This is a genomic window from Mycobacterium sp. 3-98 (genome assembly GCF_035918355.1).
GTDB lineage: Bacteria > Actinomycetota > Actinomycetes > Mycobacteriales > Mycobacteriaceae > Mycobacterium > Mycobacterium intracellulare.
In genome coordinates this window covers 4,205,781-4,227,980 of record NZ_CP142360.1, presented here as the reverse complement: position 1 = coordinate 4,227,980, position 22,200 = coordinate 4,205,781, and the positions used below count along the sequence as shown (strand labels likewise).

General features: G+C 66.8%; 18 protein-coding genes. 11 read left to right on the top strand and 7 right to left on the bottom strand.

Annotated elements, in window-relative coordinates; translation table 11 throughout:
* Positions 1-15 precede the first annotated feature (15 nt).
* Positions 16-561 (bottom strand): cysteine hydrolase family protein, encoded by a 546-nt coding sequence (locus QGN30_RS19850; protein WP_008255223.1) that lies wholly within the window; start codon positions 559-561, stop codon positions 16-18.
* Between the two features lie 59 nt (positions 562-620).
* Between QGN30_RS19850 and QGN30_RS19845 the strand changes: the two genes are divergently transcribed.
* Positions 621-2,663 (top strand): NAD(+) synthase, encoded by a 2,043-nt coding sequence (locus tag QGN30_RS19845; protein WP_014382185.1) that lies wholly within the window; start codon positions 621-623, stop codon positions 2,661-2,663.
* Positions 2,664-2,688: 25 nt separating this feature from the next.
* Here QGN30_RS19845 and QGN30_RS19840 read toward each other — a convergent pair whose 3' ends face one another.
* Complete coding sequence (locus tag QGN30_RS19840) at positions 2,689-3,567, bottom strand: ribokinase (RefSeq protein ID WP_080588112.1); 879 nt, start codon at positions 3,565-3,567, stop codon at positions 2,689-2,691.
* Between the two features lie 154 nt (positions 3,568-3,721).
* Here QGN30_RS19840 and QGN30_RS19835 point away from each other — a divergent pair, with 154 nt between their 5' ends.
* From QGN30_RS19835 to QGN30_RS19790, 10 genes are all read left to right on the top strand, one after another.
* On the top strand, positions 3,722-5,911 hold the full coding sequence (locus QGN30_RS19835; RefSeq protein WP_008255227.1) for an adenylate/guanylate cyclase domain-containing protein: 2,190 nt from the start codon (positions 3,722-3,724) through the stop codon (positions 5,909-5,911).
* A complete protein-coding gene (locus QGN30_RS19830) occupies positions 5,911-7,314 on the top strand; it encodes a mechanosensitive ion channel domain-containing protein (protein ID WP_009953582.1) in 1,404 nt (467 codons plus the stop codon). The genes QGN30_RS19835 and QGN30_RS19830 overlap by 1 nt, the downstream gene beginning before the upstream one ends.
* 46 nt (positions 7,315-7,360) lie before the next feature.
* On the top strand, positions 7,361-8,644 hold the full coding sequence (locus tag QGN30_RS19825) for a glutamate-5-semialdehyde dehydrogenase (protein WP_026071540.1): 1,284 nt from the start codon (positions 7,361-7,363) through the stop codon (positions 8,642-8,644).
* A 36-nt stretch (positions 8,645-8,680) separates the two neighbouring features.
* A complete protein-coding gene (locus tag QGN30_RS19820) occupies positions 8,681-9,556 on the top strand; it encodes an AAA family ATPase (RefSeq protein ID WP_008255233.1) in 876 nt (291 codons plus the stop codon).
* A 10-nt stretch (positions 9,557-9,566) separates the two neighbouring features.
* Positions 9,567-11,015: a vWA domain-containing protein gene (locus QGN30_RS19815; protein WP_009953585.1), complete on the top strand. Its 1,449-nt coding sequence runs from the start codon at positions 9,567-9,569 to the stop codon at positions 11,013-11,015.
* A 283-nt stretch (positions 11,016-11,298) separates the two neighbouring features.
* The gene (gene nadD, locus QGN30_RS19810) at positions 11,299-11,901 is read left to right on the top strand and encodes a nicotinate-nucleotide adenylyltransferase (protein ID WP_009953587.1); all 603 of its coding nucleotides are present in this window, start codon (positions 11,299-11,301) and stop codon (positions 11,899-11,901) included.
* Positions 11,898-12,293 carry a ribosome silencing factor gene (rsfS, locus tag QGN30_RS19805; RefSeq protein WP_008255239.1) on the top strand — a complete coding sequence of 132 codons (396 nt, stop codon included), beginning with the start codon at positions 11,898-11,900 and terminating at the stop codon, positions 12,291-12,293. The genes nadD and rsfS overlap by 4 nt, the downstream gene beginning before the upstream one ends.
* Positions 12,290-12,964: a glucosyl-3-phosphoglycerate phosphatase gene (gene gpgP / locus QGN30_RS19800; protein WP_008255240.1), complete on the top strand. Its 675-nt coding sequence runs from the start codon at positions 12,290-12,292 to the stop codon at positions 12,962-12,964. Before rsfS ends, gpgP begins: the two co-directional genes overlap by 4 nt.
* Positions 12,954-13,691 carry a diglucosylglycerate octanoyltransferase gene (gene octT, locus QGN30_RS19795; RefSeq protein ID WP_008255242.1) on the top strand — a complete coding sequence of 246 codons (738 nt, stop codon included), beginning with the start codon at positions 12,954-12,956 and terminating at the stop codon, positions 13,689-13,691. Before gpgP ends, octT begins: the two co-directional genes overlap by 11 nt.
* A 5-nt stretch (positions 13,692-13,696) precedes the next feature.
* Positions 13,697-14,530: a DegV family protein gene (locus QGN30_RS19790; RefSeq protein ID WP_014711134.1), complete on the top strand. Its 834-nt coding sequence runs from the start codon at positions 13,697-13,699 to the stop codon at positions 14,528-14,530.
* A gap of 51 nt (positions 14,531-14,581) precedes the next feature.
* On the opposite strand, the gene QGN30_RS19785 is transcribed toward QGN30_RS19790, so the two are convergent.
* From QGN30_RS19785 to pe, 5 genes are all read right to left on the bottom strand, one after another.
* Positions 14,582-17,494, bottom strand: a complete 2,913-nt coding sequence (locus tag QGN30_RS19785; protein WP_009953589.1) for an MMPL/RND family transporter — start codon at positions 17,492-17,494, stop codon at positions 14,582-14,584.
* Positions 17,491-17,955 carry an MmpS family transport accessory protein gene (locus tag QGN30_RS19780; RefSeq protein ID WP_172417500.1) on the bottom strand — a complete coding sequence of 155 codons (465 nt, stop codon included), beginning with the start codon at positions 17,953-17,955 and terminating at the stop codon, positions 17,491-17,493. Before QGN30_RS19780 ends, QGN30_RS19785 begins: the two co-directional genes overlap by 4 nt.
* 164 nt (positions 17,956-18,119) lie before the next feature.
* A complete protein-coding gene (locus QGN30_RS19775) occupies positions 18,120-19,178 on the bottom strand; it encodes an NAD(P)H-dependent amine dehydrogenase family protein (RefSeq protein WP_009953591.1) in 1,059 nt (352 codons plus the stop codon).
* Between the two features lie 82 nt (positions 19,179-19,260).
* Positions 19,261-21,027 (bottom strand): AMP-binding protein, encoded by a 1,767-nt coding sequence (locus QGN30_RS19770; RefSeq protein WP_225346106.1) that lies wholly within the window; start codon positions 21,025-21,027, stop codon positions 19,261-19,263.
* Between the two features lie 8 nt (positions 21,028-21,035).
* Positions 21,036-22,163, bottom strand: a complete 1,128-nt coding sequence (gene pe, locus QGN30_RS19765) for an acyltransferase PE (protein ID WP_136243989.1) — start codon at positions 22,161-22,163, stop codon at positions 21,036-21,038.
* Between the last annotated feature and the right edge of the window lie 37 nt (positions 22,164-22,200).

The window sequence follows — 22,200 nt, the reverse complement described above, 5'->3', positions numbered from 1 at the left end:
TGCCCAGGGTACGGATCAGGCCGGGTCCAGGCAGTCCGCCGCGGTCGTGAGCTCGGCGGACATGTTCTGCTCCATCATCTTGCAGGCCGCCGCGCCCAGGTCGGCGTCGATGTGGGCGACCGCATCGGTCGGGATCACGACGGGGAAGTGCCGCACGTACGCGTCCAGGGCCGTGTACAGGATGCATTGCTCGGTGACCTGGCCGGTGATGATCAACCGCTTGGTGTCCAGCCGGCTCAGCAGGTACGCCAGCGCGGTCGAATAAAAGGCGCTGTGGCGGACCTTGGTCATCAGCCGGCTGCCTTCGGCGGGCGCGATCGGCTTCACCAGATCGGGCCGCGCGCCGTCGAGCGCCGAGCGGACGATCCCGGAGAACTCGGCGGTGAAATCGCCGTAATTGTCGTTGACATAGATCAGGTCGACCTCGTCGGACGTGCGTGCCCGCCGGACCAAATCGGTCAAAGGCTCGATGATCTTCTCGACATTGGGTATTAGATCGTCAGCGTCGGGATGTTGATAGGTATTCATCATGTCGACGACCAGGACCGCAGTGTCGCTCATGGCGTTGGGGATACCCGGCGGCGAGGAGTTGACACCCCCGAGGCGACAATGGAAGGGCGATGGACTTTTACAACGCTTACAGCCAGGGCTTTGCCCGCGTCGCCGCGTGCACGCATCACACCGTCATCGGTGACCCCGCGGCGAACGCCGAGGCGGTCCTGCGGATGGCCCGGGAGTGCCACGACGACGGCGTAGCGCTGGCCGTTTTCCCGGAGCTGACGCTGTCCGGTTACTCCATTGAAGACATCGTCCTGCAGGACCTGTTGCTCGACGACGTCGACAGGGCCGTCGCGGACATCGTCGCGGCCTCCGCCGAGTTGTTGCCGGTCCTGGTGGTCGGCGCGCCCGTCCGCCACCGGCACCGCATCTACAACGCCGCCGTGGTCATCCACCGCGGCGAGGTGCTCGGCGTGGCGCCGAAGTCGTACCTGCCCACCTATCGGGAGTTCTACGAGCGCCGCCAGATCGCGCCCGGCGACGACGAGCGCGGCACCATCCGGCTCGCGGGGGTCGAGGCGCCGTTCGGTCCCGATCTGCTGTTCGCCGCCTCCGACGTGCCCGGCCTCGTGCTGCACGTGGAGATCTGCGAGGACATGTTCGTGCCGATTCCGCCCAGCGCCGAGGCCGCGCTCGCGGGTGCGACGGTGCTGGCCAACCTTTCCGGTAGCCCGATCACCATCGGCCGCGCCGAGGACCGCTGCCTGCTGGCTCGTTCGGCCTCCTCTCGTTGCCTGGCCGCCTACGTGTATTCGGCTGCGGGCGCGGGCGAATCGACGACCGATCTGGCCTGGGACGGGCAGACCATGGTGTTCGAAAACGGTGTCCTGCTGGCCATGTCCGAGCGCTTTCCGATGGGGGAGCGGCGCAGCGTCGCCGACGTCGACCTCGAATTGCTTCGCTCGGAACGGCTCCGGATGGGCACGTTCGACGACAACCGGCGCCACCACCGGACGACGGCGGAGTCGTTCCGGCGCATCGAGTTCCGGCTTGACCCGCCTGGCGGCGACATCGGGCTGTGGCGTGAGATCGAGCGGTTCCCCTTCGTGCCCGCCGACCCGCAACGGCTGGAACAGGATTGCTTCGAGGGCTACAACATCCAGGTAGCCGGCCTCGAACAGCGTTTGCGCGCGCTGGATTTCCCGAAGATCGTCATCGGGATATCCGGTGGGCTGGACTCGACGCACGCGTTGATCGTCGCCGCGCGGGCGATGGACCGCGAACAACGCCCGCGCAGCGACATTCTGGCGTTCACCCTGCCGGGCTTCGCCACCGGGGACCGCACCAAGCGCAACGCGATCGAGCTGTGCCGCGCCCTGGGTGTGACGTTCGCCGAGATCGACATTCGCGAGACCGCGCAGCTGATGCTCAAGGAGATCGATCACCCGTTCTCGCGCGGTGAGAAGGTTTACGACGTCACCTTCGAGAACGTCCAGGCCGGCTTGCGCACCGACTACCTGTTCCGGCTGGCCAACCAGCGCGGTGGCATCGTGCTGGGCACCGGCGACCTGTCCGAGCTGGGCCTGGGCTGGTCGACTTACGGTGTCGGCGACCAGATGTCGCACTACAACGTCAACGGCGGCGTGCCCAAGACGCTGATCCAGCACCTGATCCGCTGGGTGATTTCCTCGCAGCAGTTCGAGTCGAAGGTCAGCGAGGTGCTGCAGTCCGTGCTCGACACCGAGATCACGCCTGAGCTGGTTCCCAGCGGCGAAGAGGAAGAGCTGCAAAGCAGCGAGGCGAAAGTCGGCCCGTTTGCGCTGCAAGACTTTTCACTGTTCCACGTGCTGCGGTATGGATTCCGGCCGTCAAAGATCGCGTTTCTGGCCTGGCATGCGTGGAGCGATCCCGAGCAAGGCAACTGGCCGCCGGGATTTCCCGAAGACAAGCGTCCGTCGTACTCGCTCAAGGAAATCCGGCACTGGCTGCAGGTATTCGTGCAGCGGTTCTACTCGTTCAGCCAGTTCAAGCGTTCGGCATTGCCCAACGGGCCCAAGGTGTCGCACGGCGGCGCGCTGTCGCCGCGGGGTGACTGGCGCGCCCCCTCGGACATGTCCGCGCGCATCTGGCTCGACGAGATCGAACGCGAAATCCCCGAGGACTAGGGCGCGGCCGCCGCGGGCAAAGCGGCTAGGACGCGTTCTGAAGCGCCTTGTCGATCGCCTCGGCGTCCGGTGCGCAATCACCGGCGCCGGGAACCAGCGTCGCCAGCGCGCCGGCCGCGCAGGCGCGGCGTAGCGCGAGTCGCCGCTCACCCGCCGAGCCGGGATTGGGCGGCCAGTTCGCGGCCAGCACACCGGCGAACACGTCGCCGGCGCCGGTGGTGTCCACCGCGTCCACCGCGGGGGAGGGCACCGAGTACTCGCCGTCGGCGCCGGCGTAGCGCGCGCCGCGCGAACCCAGGGTGACCACCAGGTGTGCTGGGCGCCAAGGCCATTCGTTGGCCTCCTCTTCGTTGGTGATCACCACGTCGGCGGCGGCCGCCAGCTCGCCCAGCGAAGCGGGATCCTGGCCGGCCGGTGAGGCGTTCACGACGACGACCGCTCCGGCCGACCGGGCGTGTTGCGCCGCCGCGATCGCCGTGTCGACCGGAATCTCCAGCTGGGTCAACAGCACATCGCAGTCGGCGACCACGCCGCGCGCGCGGTCATCGGTCAGCGTGAACCGCCCGTTGGCTCCCGGCGCCACGACGATGGTGTTCTCGGCGTTGGCATCGACGACGACGACGGCGGTGCCGCTGGGCCCGGGGATTTCCACGGCCCCGTCGAGCCCGACACCGTTGGCCCGCAGGTGGGCGCGCAACTGCTCGGCGGCCGGGTCGTCGCCGACGGCCCCGACGAACTGCACGCGCGCGCCCGCGCGCGCGGCTGCCACCGCCTGGTTGCCGCCCTTGCCGCCGGGGGCTTGTGTCATCGACGACGCCAACACCGTTTCGCCGGGCCGCGGGAGGGCGCCGACGCCCAGCGACAGATCGATGTTCACGCTGCCCACTACGCATACCCCTGCCATGGGGCCCGACGTTAGTAGCGTCGCGATGGCGATGCACACGTGGGGCACCGGCGCTTTGACGCCCAATCGCGTCACGGCAAACGCATCAATATCTCGGCGTGCGCGCGCTAGTCTGCTGCGTGAGGAGCTGGATCCCGAGAAAAGGGGCAGGCAATTGACGACCAGCGAGCTAACCGATGCCGCACCCCGCATCGAACCCGGCCCGGCTCACCAGCCCGTCACGCGTACGCGCCAGCCGCGCAGCCGTTTCCGGTTCGGCATCCAATCCAAAATCCTGATCACCATGCTGCTCTCGAGCATTTTGGGCGTCGCGGTGATCGGTCTCATCGGAGCCGTGTCCGGCCGCACCGCATTGCGGGAAGTCGAATCCGAACGGCTCATCGAGATGCGCGAGTCCCAGAAGCGGGCAGTGCAGGCGTTGTTCAGGGAGCTGACGAGTTCGCTGATCGTGCAAAGTGGCGGTTTCGGCATCAACGAAGCGACGGCGAACCTCAGCACCGCCTTCGCCCAACTGGCCAACGCGAACATCACGCCGGCCGAAGAACAGACCCTGGTCAATTACTACGAAAACGACATGATCAAACCGATCAAACGGATCACCGGTAACGCGATCGATCTCAAGGCGGTGCTGCCGAGTTCCAACGCGCAGAAATACCTTCAGGCGCACTACACCGCGGCGCCCAGGCCGACGGCCGACTCGCCGCCCGCCGAGGACGCCGGCGACGGCAGCGCGTGGTCGGCCGCCAACGCCCGCTTCGACTTTTTCCTGCGCGGCATCGTCACGCGTTTCGATTACCGGGATGCGCTCCTGCTGGACATGCAGGGCAACGTCGTCTACAGCGTCATGAAGGGTCCGGATCTGGGGACCAACATTCTCACCGGTCCCTATCGCGGATCCAACCTGCGTGGCGCCTACCAAAAAGCCGTGGCGTCCAACGATGTCGACTTCGTCTGGATCACCGACTTTCAGCAGTATCAGCCGCAACTGGACACCCCCACCGCGTGGGTGGTGTCGCCGGTCGGCATGAACGGCAAATTCGAAGGGGTCATGGCCCTGCCGGTGCCGATCGGGAAGATCAACACGATCATGACCGCCAACAAGCATTGGGAAGCCGCGGGGATGGGTCCGGCCACCGAGACCTACCTGGCCGGCCCCGACGACCTGATGCGTTCCGACTCAAGGGTATTCATCGAAGACCCGAAACAATACCGGCACGAGGCCATCGAGGCCGGCACCCCGCCCGACGTCGTGGACCGGGCCCTGCGGCTGGGGGGCACCACGTTGGTCCAGCCGGTGCCGACCGCGGGTCTTCGCGCCGCCCAGCGCGGGGAGACCGGCGTCATGAGCGCCACCGACTACACGGGCAACCGAGAGTTGGAAGCCTACGCGCCGCTGGACATCCCCAACTCCGATCTGCACTGGTCGATCCTGGCGACCCGCGACAACTCCGACGCTTTTGCGCGGCTGGGCCGGTTCAGCAAGAACCTCGTCATCGCGGTCACGGCAATGATTTTCGCCATCTGTGTGGCCTCGATGTTCGTCGCCCAGGCGGCGGTGCGCCCGGTCCGGCGCCTCGAGGAGGGAACCCGAAAGATCAGCTCCGGCGACTACGACATCAACATCCCGGTGCGCACCCGCGACGAAATCGGCGATCTCACGGCGGCTTTCAACGAGATGAGCCGCAACCTCGCGATCAAGGAGGAGCTGCTCAACGAGCAGCGCCGCGAGAACGATCGCCTGATGCTGGCCCTGATGCCCGAGTCGGTGCTGCAGCGTTATCGCGAGGGCGAGGAGACCATCGCCCAAAAACATCAGGACGTCGCCATCATCTACGCCGACATCGTCGGCCTCGACGAAATGTTCACCGAGATGCCGGAAGACGAATTGGTGGGCACCGTCGACGAACTTTTCCGGCAGTTCGATTCGGCCGCAGAATCCCTTGGTGTCGAACGGATCCGCACGTTCCACAACGGTTATCTCGCCAGCTGTGGGGTCGTCACCCCGCGACTGGACAGCATCCACCGTGCCGTGGACTTCGCCCTCGAAATCGGCCGCATCATCGATCGGTTCAACAGCCAAAGCCGCCATCAGCTGGGCCTTCGCGTCGGCGTCAACACCGGCAACGTGGTCAGCGGATTGGTGGGCCGCTCCGGCCTGGTCTACGACATGTGGGGCGGCGCGGTGAGTCTGGCCTACCAAATGCACAGCGGCGCACCGCAGGCCGGCATTTATGTCAGCTCGCAGGTGTACGAAGCGATGCGCGATGTCCGGCAGTTCACTGCGGCGGGCACGATTTCGGTCGGCGGGACCGATCAGGCCATCTACCGGTTGCTGGAGCGGTGATGAACATCTTCGGCTCGTCATGGTTCTACTGGGCGGTCGGTATCGCGATCGGATTGCCGGTCGGGATGATCCTGCTGACCGAACTACACGATGCGCTGCTGCGCAGGCAAAGCCCCCTGGCCCGGCAGGTCGGATTGCTGCGCAACTACCTGCTGCCGCTCGCCGCGCTGTTGTTGCTCCTGGTTCAGGCCTCGGGGATTCCGGCCGGCGACATCCCGGTGCGCATCCTCACCACCGTGTTCGGCCTGCTGGTGGTGGTGCTGCTGTTGTCCGGGCTCAACGCGACCGTGTTCGAGCGGGCTCCCGAAAAGAGCTGGCGCAAAAGGCTTCCCACCATCTTCATCGACGTGGCCCGCATAGCGCTGATCTGCGTCGGCCTGGCGGTGATGTCGTCGTACATCTGGGGTGTGCGGATCGGCGGGGTGTTCACCGCGTTGGGCGTCACGTCGGTCGTCATCGGTCTGATGCTGCAGAACTCGGTCGGGCAGATCGTCTCGGGCCTGTTCATGCTGTTCGAGCAACCGTTCCGGATCGACGACTGGCTCGACACCGGCACCGCGCGCGGACGCGTCGTCGAGGTGAACTGGCGCGCCGTACACATCGACACCGGCAGCGGAATCCGGATCATGCCGAACGCGGCGCTGGCCACCACGTCGTTCACCAACCTCAGTCGCCCGCCCGGGCCGCACAAAGTGGCGATCACGACGACCTTCTCCGCCGCCGACGCGCCCGACCGGGTGTGCGCGGTGCTGTCGCGGGTGGCCCGGGCGCTGCCACAGCTCAAGCCCGGCAGCGTGCCTCGCTCGGTGCCCGTGGGCGCCGGCGAGTATCGCACGACGATCGGGTTGGACTCACCCGCCGACGCCGGCGCCGCGACGGCCACGTTCCTGCGGTGGGCCTGGTACGCCGCCCGACGGGAGAATCTGCACCTCGACGACGCCGATGACGACTTCTCGACGGTCGAACGCGTGGAGCACGCGCTGCACGAGGTGGTGGCGCCGGCGCTGCGGCTCAGCACCGAAGAACAGCGGTCATTGCGCTCCTCGGCGCGAATCGTCCGATACGGCACCGACGAGCTCGTGGAGGACGCCGGACAGGTGCCCACGGCGATGACGTTCCTGGTGGCCGGCCGGGTGCAGCTCACCGCCACCGCCGACGACGGGACGGTCGTGCCCATCAGCACCCTGTCCGAGGGGGCGTTCCTCGGACTGACGGCGTTGACCCGCCAACCCAACCTGGCCAGCGCGTATGCGGTCGAAGAGGTCACGGCGCTCGAAATCGACCGAGAACACATCGAGCATCTCGTGATGCGCGCACCGGCGCTGCTGCAGAACTTCGGCACCATCCTCGAGGAGCGGCGCAGCAAGGTGCGCACCGCCCGGCGCGGCGAGCGCGTCGGGTAGATCGGCCCGCGTCACCCGGGCTTTTGCGGCCGGATACCCTGGTTCAATGAGTCTGCAGGCACCATTGCGCAGCGGAGCGGCCCAACAGCGGGAGCCTGATTTGCGCCGGGAGGTGCACGACGCCGCCCGCCGCGCCCGCGTCGCCTCCCGTGTGCTGGCATTGTTGCCGACCGTCGCCAAAGACCAAGCGCTGCGCTCGGCGGCCGACGCCGTCACCGCCCACGCGGAATTGATCCTGTCCGCCAACGCCGAAGACGTCGAGGCCGCCCGCGCCGCCGGAACGCCGACCGCGATGCTCGACCGACTGGCCTTGGATACCAAGCGAGTTGAGGGCATCGCGGCGGGCCTGCGTCAGGTCGCCGGGCTCCCCGATCCCGTCGGGGAGGTGTTGCGCGGCTACACGCTGCCGAACGGGCTGCAGCTGCGCCAGCAGCGGGTCCCGCTCGGCGTCGTCGGAATGATCTACGAGGGCCGACCCAACGTGACCGTCGACGCGTTCGGCTTGGCGTTGAAGTCCGGCAACGCCGTGCTGTTACGCGGCAGCTCGTCGGCGACCCGGTCCAACCAGGCGCTGGTGCAGGTGTTGCGGGCGTCGCTGGTCAGCGAGGACCTGCCGGCCGATGCGGTGCAGCTGCTTTCGTCCGACGACCGCGCCACGGTGACGCATCTGATCCAGGCGCGTGGCCTGGTCGACGTGGTGATCCCGCGCGGCGGAGCCAACCTGATCAACGCAGTGGTCCGCGACGCGCAGGTGCCCACGATCGAAACCGGGGTCGGCAACTGTCACGTATACGTCCACGAGGGCGCCGATCTGGACGTCGCGGAGCGGATCCTGCTGAATTCCAAGACGCGTCGGCCGAGCGTCTGCAACGCCGCGGAGACGCTGCTCGTCGACGCCACGATCGCCGAGGAGGCGTTGCCGCGTCTGGTGACCGCCCTGCAAGACGCCGGCGTGACCGTGCATGGGGGCTTTTCCCAGGACGCACACGAGGACGATCTGCGGCGCGAGTACTTGTCGATGGACATCGCGGTGGCGGTGGTCGACGGTATCGACGCCGCGATCGCCCACATCAACGAGTACGGCACCGGCCACACCGAGGCCATCGTGACCACCAATATGGCTGCGGCGCAACGGTTTACCGACGCTATCGACGCCGCGGCGGTGATGGTGAACGCGTCCACGGCGTTCACCGACGGGGAGCAATTCGGTTTCGGAGCCGAAATCGGCATCTCCACCCAGAAATTGCACGCCCGCGGTCCCATGGGGCTGCCCGAACTGACCTCGACCAAATGGATCGCGTGGGGAGACGGACAGACGCGTCCGGCCTGAGATCCCCGTGCAGAAAGCGTTTTAGGAGAACCGATTGTGAGTGTGCCCGCCCGGTCAAAGCCGCTGTTCGAGGACATCGACGACGTCTCGCGGCGGTTGGCCGAGACCGGCTACCTGCCCGACACCGCCACCGCGACGGCCGTGTTCCTGGCCGACCGCCTCGGCAAGCCGTTGTTGGTGGAGGGCCCGGCCGGCGTGGGCAAGACCGAATTGGCCCGCGCCGTGGCCCAGGCCACGGGGTCGGGCCTGGTGCGCCTGCAGTGCTACGAGGGGGTCGACGAGGCCCGCGCGCTCTACGAATGGAACCACGCCAAGCAGATTTTGCGCATCCAGGCCGGCTCCGGGGACTGGGACCAGACCAAGGACGACGTGTTCAGCGAGGAGTTCCTGCTGCAGCGTCCGCTGCTGACCGCCATTCGGCGCACCGAGCCCACGGTGCTGCTCATCGACGAGACCGACAAGGCCGACATCGAGATCGAGGGCCTGCTGCTGGAGGTGTTGTCCGACTTCGCCGTGACCGTGCCCGAACTGGGCACGATCACCGCCGAGCGCACGCCCCTGGTGGTGCTGACCTCCAACGCGACCCGCGAACTGTCCGAGGCGCTCAAGCGTCGCTGCCTGTTCCTGCACATCGACTTTCCCAGCCCCGATTTGGAACGCCGCATCCTGTTGTCCCGCGTTCCCGAGCTGCCCGCACACCTGGCCGAGGAGCTGGTGCGCATCATCGGCGTGCTGCGCGGGATGCAACTCAAGAAGGTGCCGTCCATCGCCGAGACCATCGACTGGGGCCGCACGCTGCTCGCGCTGGGCCTGGACACCATCGACGACGCGGTCGTCGCCGCCACACTGGGCGTGGTGCTCAAGCATCAATCCGACCAACAGCGCGCGGCCGGCGAGCTGCGGCTTAACTAGGAACACCGCCATGGCCGCCCGCCGCATACGCCCCTCCCGGCCGCTCGCCCCGCACGGGCTGCCCGGGCACCTGGTCGGCTTCGTGGAAGCGCTTCGGGCAGCGGGGATTTCGGTCGGCCCGTCGGAGACGGTGGACGCCGGCCGGGTGATGGCCACCCTCGGTCTGGGCAACCGCGAGGTGCTGCGCGAGGGGATCGCGTGCGCGGTGTTGCGCCGGTCGGATCATCGCGAAACGTATGACGCCATGTTCGACCTGTGGTTCCCGGCGGCGCTGGGCGCGCGCGCGGTGGTCGCCGAGGACGAGGCCGACGACACCCCAGACGACAACGCGTTGCCACCCGACGACGTCGAGGCGATGCGCCAGATGCTGCTGGATCTGCTGGCCGACAACCCCGATCTGGCCGACATGGACGAGCGCCTGGTGGCGATGATCGCCCGCATCGTAGAGGCCTACGGGAAATACAGTTCCAGCCGGGGCCCGTCCTTCTCGTCCTACCAGGCGCTCAAGGCGATGGCCCTGGACGAACTCGAGGGCAAGCTGCTGGCCGGGCTGCTCGCCTCCTACGGCGACGAACCCACACCCACACAGGAGGAGATCGCCAAAGCCCTTGCGGCGCAGCGGATCACCCAGCTGCGCAAGATGGTCGACGCTGAGACCAAGCGGCGGACCGCGGAGCAACTGGGCCGCGATCACGTCCAGATGTACGGCATACCCCAGCTTTCCGAGAACGTCGAATTCCTGCGCGCCTCCGGCGAGCAGCTGCGCCAGATGCGCCGGGTGGTCGCGCCGTTGGCGCGGACCCTGGCGACCCGGCTGGCCGCGCGCCGGCGGCGCAGCCGCGCCGGGTCGATCGATCTCCGCAAGACGCTGCGCAAGTCGATGTCCACGGGCGGGGTGCCGATCGACGTGGTGCTGGCCAAGCCGCGCCCCGCCCGGCCCGAACTGGTGGTGCTGTGCGACGTCTCCGGCTCGGTCGCCGGCTTCAGTCACTTCACCCTGCTTCTGGTACACGCTCTGCGCCAACAGTTCTCGCGCGTTCGCGTGTTCGCGTTCATCGACACCACCGACGAAGTGACCCACATGTTCGGGCCCGAGGCCGACCTGGCCGTGGCCATCCAGCGGATCACCCGCGAGTCGGGCGTCTACAGCCGCGACGGCCATTCCGACTACGGCAACGCGTTTGCGTCTTTCGTGCAGGCGTTCCCGAACGTGCTCTCCCCGCGCACCTCGCTGTTGGTGCTGGGGGATGGCCGCACCAACTACCGCAACCCGGAAACCGAGCTGCTGTCGCACATGGTGACCGCCAGCCGGCACGCACACTGGCTGAACCCCGAGCCCAAGCATCTGTGGGGAAGCGGCGACTCGGCGGTGCCGCGCTATCAAGAGGTCATCGCCATGCACGAATGCCGGTCCGCCAAGCAGTTGGCCGCGGTGATCGACCAGCTGCTGCCCGTGTGAGGTCGCTGCTGCCCGTGTGAGGCCACGGCTGCCCGTGGGAGGTCCTGGCCGCACCTCTTGTCACACCAGTCACGGCAGTCTCCGTCCGAGACGACACTGCTTGCGCCCACCTCCGAGCGACAAGCCGGCCCGCCTCCGGTGTTGTCGCTCGGAGGTGGGCACAAGGCATGCGACCCCGAGCGGGGACTGATGGGGCGCATGTGACGACAGCTCGGACAGGCCCTGATCACCGCCTCAAGTAAGCTGGCACATCGTGCAAAAGCAGCTTCGCAGGTTAGGAGTGATGGGTGGGACGTTCGACCCCATCCATTACGGCCACCTGGTTGCCGCCAGTGAGGTCGCCGACCTGTTCGACCTCGACCAAGTCGTGTTCGTGCCCAGCGGCCAGCCCTGGCAGAAGGACCGCGACGTCTCCGCCGCCGAGGACCGCTATCTGATGACGGTGATCGCCACGGCGTCCAATCCCCGGTTCTCGGTGAGCCGGGTCGACATCGACCGCGCCGGCCCCACCTATACCAAGGACACGCTGCGCGACCTGCGCGCGCTGAACCCGGATTCCCAGCTGTTCTTCATCACCGGCGCCGACGCGCTGGAATCCATCCTGTCCTGGCAAGGCTGGGAGGAACTGTTCGACCTGGCCCGCTTCGTCGGCGTCAGCCGCCCCGGCTACGAGTTGAGCCACGACCACATCACCGGCGTCCTGGGCGAGCTCGCCGATGACGCGTTGACGCTCGTCGAGATTCCGGCGCTGGCGATTTCGTCGACCGACTGCCGCCGCCGCGCCGAGGAGCACCGTCCGCTGTGGTACCTGATGCCCGACGGCGTCGTGCAGTACGTCTCCAAGCGGCGGCTCTACAGCAAGCCGGGCGGCGAGGAGCCCAGGTGAGCGCCACGCGGGAAGCCATCGACATGGCGACGGTGGCCGCCGGCGCCGCCGCCGCGAAGCTCGCCGACGACGTCGTCGTCATCGACGTCTCCGCCCAGCTCGCCATCACCGACTGCTTCGTGATCGCCTCGGCGTCCAACGAGCGACAGGTCAACGCCATCGTCGACGAGGTCGAGGAGAAAATGCGCAAGGCGGGCTACAAACCCGCGCGGCGCGAGGGCACCCGCGAAGGCCGCTGGACGCTGCTGGACTATCGCGACATCGTCGTCCACATTCAGCACCAGGACGACCGCGACTTCTATGCCCTGGACCGGTTGTGGAGCGACTGCCCGGTGGTGCCGGTGGACCTGGACGAGCGCGGCGGGGACTCCGAAGACTCGAGCGCGCAATGAAGATTCGTCGGCTGATCATGTTGCGGCACGGGCAAACCGAGTTCAACGCCGGCAGCCGGATGCAGGGCCAGCTGGATTCCGAACTCAGCGAACTCGGACGGGCGCAGGCCATCGCCGCCGCCGAGGTGCTGGGCAAGGTGCAGCCGTTGCTGATCGTGTCGTCGGACCTGCATCGCGCCTACGACACCGCGGTCAGGCTGGGGGAGGTGACCGGCTTGGCGATCCGGGTGGATCAGCGGCTGCGGGAGACGCATCTGGGTGACTGGCAGGGATTGACCCATACCGAGGTCGACGCGCAGGCCCCCGGCGCCCGATTGGCCTGGCGCGAAGACGCCACCTGGGCCCCGCATGGCGGCGAAAGCCGGGTGGACGTCGCGGCGCGCAGCGTGCCGTTGGTCGCCGAACTGGCCGCCGCCGAGCCGGAATGGGGTGATCCCGACGGGCCGGACCGCCCGGTGGTGCTGGTGGCCCACGGCGGGCTGATCGCCGCGCTGTCGGCCGCGTTGTTGAAGCTTCCCGTCGGCAACTGGCCGGTTCTGGGTGGCATGGGCAACGCCAGCTGGGTTCAGCTTTCCGGCCATTCCGGCGACGAGGACGACGAATTCGAGAGCATCCGCTGGCGTCTGGACGTATGGAACGCCTCGGCGCAGGTGTCCAACGATGTCCTCTGAACAACGTCCCACACTGCTGATCTTCGCCGACTCGCTGGCCTACTATGGCCCCACCGGCGGCCTACCAGCCGACGATCCCCGTATCTGGCCGAACATCGTTGCCGCCCAATTGGATTGGGATGTGGAACTGATCGGTCGCATCGGCTGGACGTGTCGGGACGTCTGGTGGGCGGCAACCCAGGACCCGCGGGCGTGGGCGGCGCTACCGCGCGCGGGAGCCGTCATCTTCGCCACCGGCGGCATGGATTCGCTGCCGTCGGTGCTGCCCACCGCGCTGCGTGAGCTGATCCGCTACGTGCGACCGCCGTGGCTGCGACGGTGGGTGCGCGACGGCTACGGGTGGCTGCAGCCCAGGCTCTCCCCGGTGGCCAGGCCCGCCCTGCCGCCGCACCTGAGCGCCGACTATCTCGAACAGACTCGTGGGGCAATCGATTTCAACCGCCCCGGGATCCCGATCGTGGCCTCGCTGCCGTCGGTGCACATCGCCGACACCTACGGCCGGGCCCACCACGGTCGGGCGGGGACCGTGGCCGCCATCACCGCGTGGGCGCAAAGCCACGATGTACCGCTGGTCGATCTCAAAGCCGCTGTCGCAGAACACGTGATGAACGGACGGGGAAACCCCGACGGAATCCATTGGAATTTCGAGGCCCACCAGGCGGTCGCGGAGCTGATGCTCAAGGCGCTCGCCGAGGCCGGCATCTCGAACGAGAAACCCCGCGGGTAGCGCTCGTGACTGTCGTGGTGGTGACCGACTCGTCGGCCCGTCTGCCGGCCGACCTGCTCGACAAGTGGGGGATACGTGTTGTGCCCCTGCACATCCTGCTCGACGGCACCGACCTGCGTGACGGCGTGGACGACATTCCGGGTGACATCCACAAGCTGGCGGCGACCACCGCGGCGGCGACCCCGGCCGAACTCGCCGACGCGTACCAACAGGCGCTGGCCGACAGCGGCGCCGATGGTGTGGTGGCCGTGCACATTTCGTCGGCGCTGTCGGGAACCTGCCGGGCCGCCGAGCGCACCGCGGCCGACCTGGATCCCAACGTGCGGGTCATCGACTCCAAATCGGCGGCGATGGGCACCGGATTCGTTGCCCTGGCCGCCGCCCGGGCGGCGGCCACGGGCGGTGACCTGAACACCGTCGCGGATGCTGCCCGCGAGGCCGTGGCCCGCGGACACGCCTTCATCGTGGTGCACCGGCTGGACAACCTGCGCCGCAGCGGCCGCATCGGGGGCGCCAAGGCCTGGCTGGGCACCGCGTTGGCGCTCAAACCGTTGTTGCGTATCGATGACGGGAAACTCGTTCTGGCCCAACGGGTCCGGACTATCAGTCACGCGACGGAGGCGATGATCGACCGGGTCTGCCAGGTCGTCGGCGACGGCACCGCAGCCCTGGCGGTGCACCACGTCAACAACCCGGACGGCGCCACCGAGGTGGCGACGGCGCTGGGCAAGCGGCTACCGGCGTGTGAGCCCGCGATCGTCACCGAGCTGGGACCGGTGCTGGCGCTGCACGTCGGCGCGGGCGCGGTCGCGGTGAGCGTGGCGCTCGCCGAAGCTTAGTGGCGATCGCAAGCGCGGCGTAGCCGGGCGCTGCGGGTCGCCACCATCGGCCTAGGCGCTAACCGGCCGTCGCGCGTTGTCGCCGCGCGGGTGAACAACCTGCGGCCACCAGAACCACCGCCCGAGCAGGGTAGCGATCGACGGCATCAGCAGTGTGCGCACGATCAGCGTGTCGAGCAGCAGACCGATGCAGACCGTCGACCCGAACTGACCGAGCACGCGCAGATCGCTCCCCAGCATGGACGCCATGGTGAACGCGAACACCAGACCCGCGGCCGTCACCACCCCACCGGTCCCGGCCATCGACCGAATGATCCCGGTCTTGAGGCCGTGATGGATCTCTTCCCTGAACCGGGACACCAGCAGCAGGTTGTAGTCGGATCCCACGGCCAACAGGATGATGACCGCCAGCGCCATCACGATCCAGTGGATATTGATGCCGAACAAATCCTGCCAAATCAGCACGGACAGACCGAAAGACGCCGCGATCGAGCTGGCAGCGGTGCCGACGATGACCAGCGCGGCCACCACGCTTCGGGTCAGCAGCAGCATGATCATGAAGATCAGCGTCAGTGACGCGATGACGGCGATCATCAGGTCGTACTTCTCACCGTCAGCCATGTCCTTGAACGTCGCGGCGGTTCCGCCGAGATACACCTTGGCGTCGGCCAGCGAGGATTGCTTCAGCGCCTCCTGCGCGGCGGTGCGTTCGGCCGCCACCCGTTCGATTCCCTCCGGCGTCATCGGATCGTCCTGGTGGGTGATGAAGAATCGCGCCGACTTACCGTCCGGCGACAAGAACATGCGCAGACCCGTCTGGAAGTCGGGGTTGTCAAAGGCTTCTGGTGGCAGGTAGAAGAAGTCGTCGTTCTTCGACTGATCAAAGCTCTGACCCATGACGATCCCGGTGTTGCTCATCGCCTCCATCTGGTCGATCATCGCCTTGAACGTCTGATAGAGCGTCAGCGTGATGCCTCTGGTCGTTTTCAAAGTGGCGATCAGCGTGGGAAACAGCTCGGTCAGGTCGCGTGACGCTTTGGCGGTGTGCGTGATGTCGGTCGTCAAATAGTGGAACTGCTCGGCCAATTGGTCGAACCCGTCGAACGTGTCGAACAAAGATCGCAGCCCGATGCACACGGGAATGTCGTAGCAGTGCTTCTCCCAGTAGAAGTACGTGCGGACCGGCCGGAACGTGTCGTCGAAATCGGCGATGTGGTCGCGCAGGCTGTCGGTGATCTGCGACGTCACCTGCGTGGTCTTGGCGCTGTCGTCGGCGGCGTTGGCCAAATCGAGCGACACCTCGTACTGGCGCTGCGTGGTGTCGATTTGGGTCTGCAAGTCATCAGCCATTTTGAGGATGTCGTTCATGCGCTCCTTGAGAAAGCCCATGTTCTGCATCGTCGTCTGGCTCTGGACGCTGTTCTGGAACGGAATCGAGCTGTGCTGAATCGGGATGCCCAGCGGCCTGGTGATGTCCTGAACCATGGCGATGCCGAGCGTGCGCATCTCGTTTTTCGCCACCCGGTCCAATACCAGCATGTCGGCCGGGTTTCGCATGTCATGGTTGGATTCGACCATCAACAAGTCGGGGTTCATCCGGGCCTCGGAGAAGTGCCGATTCGCGGCTTCTTGCCCTTGATTGGCGGGGGCTGACAACGGCAGGTAGTGACGGTCGTTGTAGCTGGGCTTGAAGCCCGGCAGTGCCACCATGCCGACCAGGACGATGGCGGCGCTGACGGCCAAAATCGGTGCGGGCCAACGCACTACCGCGGTGCCCACCCGGCGCCACAGTCGCCCTCGCTTCGCCTGCCTTTCGAAGAAGTGGAAGCGACTGCCGACGAAGACGACCGCGGGGCCGAGGGAAAGCCCGGCGAGCACCACGACCAGCATGCCGATCGCCACCGGCGCGCCCATGGTGTTGAACCAGGGCAGGCGGGTAAAACTCAGGCAGTAGGTCGCTCCCGCGATCGTCAGTCCGGAGCCCAGGACGACCGGGGCGACGCCCTTGAATGTGGTGTAGTAAGCCGTTTCTCGGTCCTCACCGGCGGCCAACGCTTCTTGATATCGCCCGACGAGGAAGATGCCGTAGTCAGTTCCCGCGGCGATCGCCAGCATGGTGAGGATGTTGGCGGCGAACGTGGTGAGCCCGAATGCGTTGTTATAGGCCAGAACCGCGACGACGCCCCGCGCACACGCCAGCGCCACGAAGGTCATGAAAAGCTGGATCAGCGTCGTGACGATCGACCGGTAGACCAGCAGCAGCATGATCGCGATCGCGCCCAGAGTGAACAGCGTGATCTTGGCCAGGCTGGCGTTACCGATGATGTGCATGTCGTCGGATAGCGCCGCGGGGCCGGTGACATAGGCCTTCACGCCGGGTGGCGCCTTGTTCTCATCGATCACCTTGCGGACGGCGTCCACGGAGTCGTTGGCCTGCGTGGTGCCCTGATTACCGGCGAGGTTCACCTGCACGTACGCGCCCTTGGCGTCGGCGCTCTGCGCTCCCGCAGCGGTCAGGCGGTCGCCCCAGAAGTCCTGGATGTGCTGGATGTGCGCGGGATCCTTGCGCAGGTCTCGGATCAGCTTGTCGTAGTACTTGTGCGCGTCCGGGCCCAGCGGCTGCTGACCCTCCAGGACGATCATCACGGTGCTGTTCGAGTTGAATTCGTGGAAGTTACTGCCCAGCCGCATCATCGCCTTCATCGACGGCGCGTCCAGGGGAGTCATCGGCGCCGAATGCGCCTCGCCGACCACTTCCAGGGAGGGGACCAGGACGTTCACCAAGACGGTGATCACTAACCAGCCCAGGATGATCGGGATCGCAAAGATGCGGATCGCGTGGGGGAGGTAGGGGCGGTGGCCGCGCTCGGCCTTCGACAGGCCGCGAGTGCTGATCGGGCCGGTGGCTGCGTCGTCTTCGGCGCTTCTGGCGCCGGAATCGGTCTCGTTGTTCACATTGCTCATGCGGACTTCACCAGGCAGAAGGTCTGGGCGTTATGGCCGTCGGAGTTCTGGTTGTCGCGGACGACGCCGTCCACGGTGATCTTGCAGTTGATCGTGGGGCCGTTGCTTTGCGCCATGATGTTGGCGCTCACCGAGGGCAACGTGGTCGAGATCGTCGTCGACCACGGCAGCGGCGCGTTGTCGACCTGATGCGTGTTGGCGTTCTCGTCCCAATAGTTGATGTTTGCCGTGGTGCCCGGGGCGCCGGAAATCTCGTAGACGACGACCTTCGGGTTGAACTGCACGATTTCGATCCCCTTGCCGGCGTTCGCGTTGAGATCTTCCGAGCCGAAGAGCTTGTGCAGCCGTGACACCACGAGTGCAGACAAAGCCAAAACGACCACCAGCAGCAGCGGGATCCACGCCTTTTGCAGCACGCGGGTCAAGACACCGGGGCGAGGACTTGATTTCGGATCAGCCATCACCCGACCGCCTTTCGCCCACCGCTTCGGGCCTCGCCGCAAAGCTCACCAACCATCGCCGACGACATCGATGTCAACGGAAAATTTGCTCAGCTACGCATCCTAACCATAGTGCACGCAAGCGTTCCTCCTGGGGCGGCCGGCTGTGGCGAACGGCATAGGCCCTATCGGGCGAGCCGGCCGGTGACCGGCGGCAAATCCGCCAGCGTCACGATGCCCGGCCTGGCCGCCACCACCGCCGGGACGGCGTTGGTCACCGGCATCGCGGTGTAGATCATTCCCAATCCCATGAACCCGGGCTCCGTCCAGTCCTTGGGCGGCAGGCAGTGCAGAACCGTGCGCATGTTGGGCAGGCCGAACACCTGAATGACGTGCCCGTGCTCGAGTGGTTTGGGCGGGACGACATGGTTGCCCATGGTCCAGTTGAACCCGACGCTGACGACGTTGCGATCGCCGACCCAGCCGCGGTGGTAGCCGTAGACGCTGCCGACGGTTCCGGCGGGAATCTTCATGAACCCCAGATCCGAGTCGCCGGTCGCCGCGGTGAACGTGACGTCGAAGGTCATCTTGTCCAGCTTCGCGCCGATCTCGTCGGCCATCATCGCGGCCGACTCGGCGAAGACCTCGCTCTCCCGGCGCACACTGTCGGCCAGCCCCGGGGTGTCGGGGTCTTGCGAGAACCCCATGGCGGTTTGGGTTTCGGCCGATTCGTAGGTCGAGCAGTCCACCGACTCGGTGATGCGAATCTCGTCGACGCGCTCGCACGAGGCGGACAGCACCATGCCGACCATGTTGGTCATGCCCGGGTGCGCGCCGCTGCCGAAGATCGTCGAATTGCCGCGTCGGCAGGCGTCTTCGATTCGCTTGCGGTCCTGCGGCGTCTGCTTGCCGCCGGTGATCCAGGCCGCGCTGGTGCACACGTTGACCCCCGATTCCAGCAGCCGCACCAGCTCGTCGATGTCGGGCCACAACGGGTTGTAGCAACACGCGTCGGCGCCCAGGGCGATCAGCGCGTCGATGTCGTTGGTGGCCTGCACCCCGGTCGGCTCCGGCCAGCCCGCCAATTCGGCGGCGTCGACCCCGACCTTCTCCTCGCCGTGGGCGTACACGCCGACGAGTTCCATGTCGGGCCGCCCGATGATGGCGTGCAGCGAGCGCCGCCCGATGTTCCCGGTCGTCCATTGGATGACGCGTAGGGGACGGTCAGTGCTGGTTGCGCTCATCGTGGCTCCTTTGCCGCTGCGGGGGTGGAACCATTATGCGAAGCGCGCTACCGGCCGGCGCGCGCGCGTCCACCGGGCGGGCTCAGGCGTCCAAACGGGCGAATTGGTGCTGGCTGTACTGCTCCACACAGGCGGCGCGCCGGATCTTGCCGCTTGTCGTGGTCGGAATGGACCCGGGCGGTACCAGGACGAGGTCCCCGACATTCACGCCGTGGTTATTGGAAATCGCCGAGGTGACGTCGGTTTTGATGGAGGTGAGCCAGTGCCTGACGTCGGGGGTCTCCCCGCTGGAATCGCCACGCTTCTTCAGCTCGATGACCGTGACCAGCTTCTCGGTGCTGTTCACCGGCACCGAGATCGCCGCGACCCGACCACCCGTGATCTCTTGGACTGTCGCCTCGATGTCCTCGGGATAGTGGTTGCGCCCGCGGATGATCAGCAGGTCCTTCATGCGGCCGACAATGAACAGCTCGCCGGAGTGGATGAAACCCAGGTCGCCGGTCCTCAGCCAGGGACCGTCGGGCGTCCCCGGCGACGGGTCGACGAGCGTGGCGCCGAAGCATCGCTGCTCGGCCGGCGTTTTGCGCCAGTATCCGTCGGCGACGTTCTCGCCGTGCACCCAGATCTCGCCGACCGCGTCGGGCGGGCATTCGCGGCTCGTCTCGCTGTCGACGATCCGGAGCATGGGCGACTGCGGCACCCGGTACTTGACGAGCGCCGTCGCTTTCGCGGTCGCCGTTCCCCTTCCGGGTGCGCACGGCCGAACGCGGCCCGCCCCGAGCTCTTCGGCGTCGAAGTGGCCCGCCGGCGCGGATTCACTCCACGTGCCGGTCGCCACGAAGACGGTCGCCTCGGCCAAGCCGTATGAGGGACGCATCATGTGGTCCCGGAAATTGAAGTGCGCGAACCGATCCACGAAGCGGTGCAGGGTGGCCGCCTCGACACGCTCCGCGCCGCTGATGATGCCCAGCACGTCGCCGAGGTCCAGGCCGGCCAGGTCTTTGTCGGTGGTCTTGCGGGCGGCCAGGTCGAAGGCGAAGTTGGGCGCCGACGACCAGGTGTGCGGATGTTCGGCCAGCGTTCGCATCCACCTGGCCGGCCTCTCCAAGAACGCGACCGGACTCGTCAGCTCGGCGCGGTGGCCGCTCAGGATGGGCGCGCAGACGCCCAGCACCAGACCCATGTCGTGGTAGAAGGGCAACCACGACACGATCGTGGCCTCGGTCGGAAACTTAGTTCCGAAGTCCACGAAGAAGCTGCGCATCAGCTGTTCGAAATTGGCCTCGAGGTTTCGATGCGAAATCATCACCCCGGTCGGCGTTCGGGTCGAACCCGAGCTGTACTGCAAATACGCGACGGTCGGCAAATCATCCGTCGGAACGTTTGCTTCGCCCTCGACATCGAGGTTCATCGAATCGATTTCGACGATCTTGGGGACATCGTCCATGCGTGCCCGGTCGACGTATTCGGCGACATCCTCCGCGACGTCGGACGTCGTGAGAACCACCGACGGCGACGTGTCGGCGAGGACCGCGCTGACCCGCGCATCACTGGAACCGCGATGCGGCAGCGGCAGCGGCACGGCGATGAGCCCGGCCTGCATGGACCCCAGGAACGCCGCGATGTAATCCAGGCCCTGGGGCGCCAGGATCACCGCCCTGTCGCCGACCGACCCGTGCGGGCCGAGGTCCCGTGCCACATTGAGTGTGCGGCGCGAGACTTGCGACCACGTGAGCGTCTCGCGCACACCGTCCCAGTCGTGCTGATAGTCGGTGAACGTGTAGGCAACATCGTGGGGCCGCAGGCTGGCACGTCCGTGCAGCATGGCGAGGATCGACGACTGAGACATAGGCGCGCTCAGTCGGTAACTTCGCTTGCGCCGTGCGAGAACACGGACGTGGCACCGGCGAGGATCTGCGAGAGCGGGTCGGCGTCGCCGCCGAAGGTCGCCTGGTTGGCCGGCGCGGTGACCTCCGCCGGGTCGAAGCCGTGCACCGGGTCCACCTGAATCGGGGCGGTCGACGGGTCGTCGTTTCGCGAGTAGCCCGCATTCACGCGGGGAATCAGGATCGCGTCGAGCTTGTTCAGCGTGTCCTCGTCAATCCCGACGTATTTCAGCGGCATGACCAGCGGAAGGTGCTTTTCCGGAACCATGATCGTCGTGTCTTTCGCGCCCCTGGAGTTGATCGTCGTCCTGATGTTCTGCGGCGGCACCATGCTCGGGTTCGTGAAGGCCACCGCCGTGTGACCGGTGGCGAGGCCGAGCAGCGTGTTGGCGAGCGCGAACATGTTGTCCGGCCGGTCGGGGAAGTCCGCGATCGAGTCGTACGCGGCCACGAACCTGTTTGTGTCGTACTGGCTCTCATACGGCGGCGGCATGGTGTAGTCGAGCGCGGGGACGACGCTGCCGACCGGGAACATTGCGGTCAGGAAACTCTGACCGAAGGCGTGACGTCCGATCGGGTCGCCGAACGTGGCGAAGTTGAGCTTGTCCGGCGGGGGAGCGGTCGGGTCGTTCGCCAGCCGAGCCTGCACGCCGTCGACCACGAACGCGCCCTCCGACAAGCCGATCGCCGTACCCGGGCGGCCGGTGCGGATCGCCGCATCGAGGTTGTCGATTCCCACGTCCACCGACTCGCCGACGCTGGGGCCGTCCGCGCCCAGCCCCGGGAACTGCTCATCGAGCTTGCCGATGCCCGGGAAGAGCCGCTCCAGCACGTGCCCCTGAACCTGGCCCGCCGGGTAACGGACGATTTCGCGCTTCTGACCGGGGAACCATTGCGCGCCCTCCTGACGGATGTACTCGTCGTAGGGGATGCCCAGAACGTGAGCCCCGCCGAGCGCGAACGCAGTCTGGTCGCCCGGGGCCCCCGGGGTCGGCGGACCGCCGATGGGCGACTCGTCGGCGGTCGCGGTATTGACGCCGAAACACCCTGTGGCACCGACGGTTACCAGCGCCGTCACTCCCGCGAGTAGTTTCTTCATCCCTACTCCTGACCGCTCGAATTCGCCTCGTAGTCTC

Bases quoted from the DNA above. Each gene is read 5' to 3' on its own strand.
- QGN30_RS19825 (WP_026071540.1), top strand. From the start codon at position 7,361: ATGAGTCTGCAGGCACCATTGCGCAGCGGAGCGGCCCAACAGCGGGAG.
- QGN30_RS19840 (WP_080588112.1), bottom strand. From the start codon at position 3,567: ATGGCAGGGGTATGCGTAGTGGGCAGCGTGAACATCGATCTGTCGCTG.
- QGN30_RS19775 (WP_009953591.1), bottom strand. From the start codon at position 19,178: ATGAGCGCAACCAGCACTGACCGTCCCCTACGCGTCATCCAATGGACG.
- QGN30_RS19815 (WP_009953585.1), top strand. From the start codon at position 9,567: ATGGCCGCCCGCCGCATACGCCCCTCCCGGCCGCTCGCCCCGCACGGG.
- gpgP (WP_008255240.1), top strand. From the start codon at position 12,290: ATGAAGATTCGTCGGCTGATCATGTTGCGGCACGGGCAAACCGAGTTC.
- pe (WP_136243989.1), bottom strand. From the start codon at position 22,163: ATGAAGAAACTACTCGCGGGAGTGACGGCGCTGGTAACCGTCGGTGCC.
- QGN30_RS19785 (WP_009953589.1), bottom strand. From the start codon at position 17,494: ATGAGCAATGTGAACAACGAGACCGATTCCGGCGCCAGAAGCGCCGAA.
- QGN30_RS19780 (WP_172417500.1), bottom strand. From the start codon at position 17,955: ATGGCTGATCCGAAATCAAGTCCTCGCCCCGGTGTCTTGACCCGCGTG.
- octT (WP_008255242.1), top strand. From the start codon at position 12,954: ATGTCCTCTGAACAACGTCCCACACTGCTGATCTTCGCCGACTCGCTG.
- nadD (WP_009953587.1), top strand. From the start codon at position 11,299: ATGGGTGGGACGTTCGACCCCATCCATTACGGCCACCTGGTTGCCGCC.
- QGN30_RS19845 (WP_014382185.1), top strand. From the start codon at position 621: ATGGACTTTTACAACGCTTACAGCCAGGGCTTTGCCCGCGTCGCCGCG.
- QGN30_RS19770 (WP_225346106.1), bottom strand. From the start codon at position 21,027: ATGTCTCAGTCGTCGATCCTCGCCATGCTGCACGGACGTGCCAGCCTG.
- QGN30_RS19830 (WP_009953582.1), top strand. From the start codon at position 5,911: ATGAACATCTTCGGCTCGTCATGGTTCTACTGGGCGGTCGGTATCGCG.
- QGN30_RS19850 (WP_008255223.1), bottom strand. From the start codon at position 561: ATGAGCGACACTGCGGTCCTGGTCGTCGACATGATGAATACCTATCAA.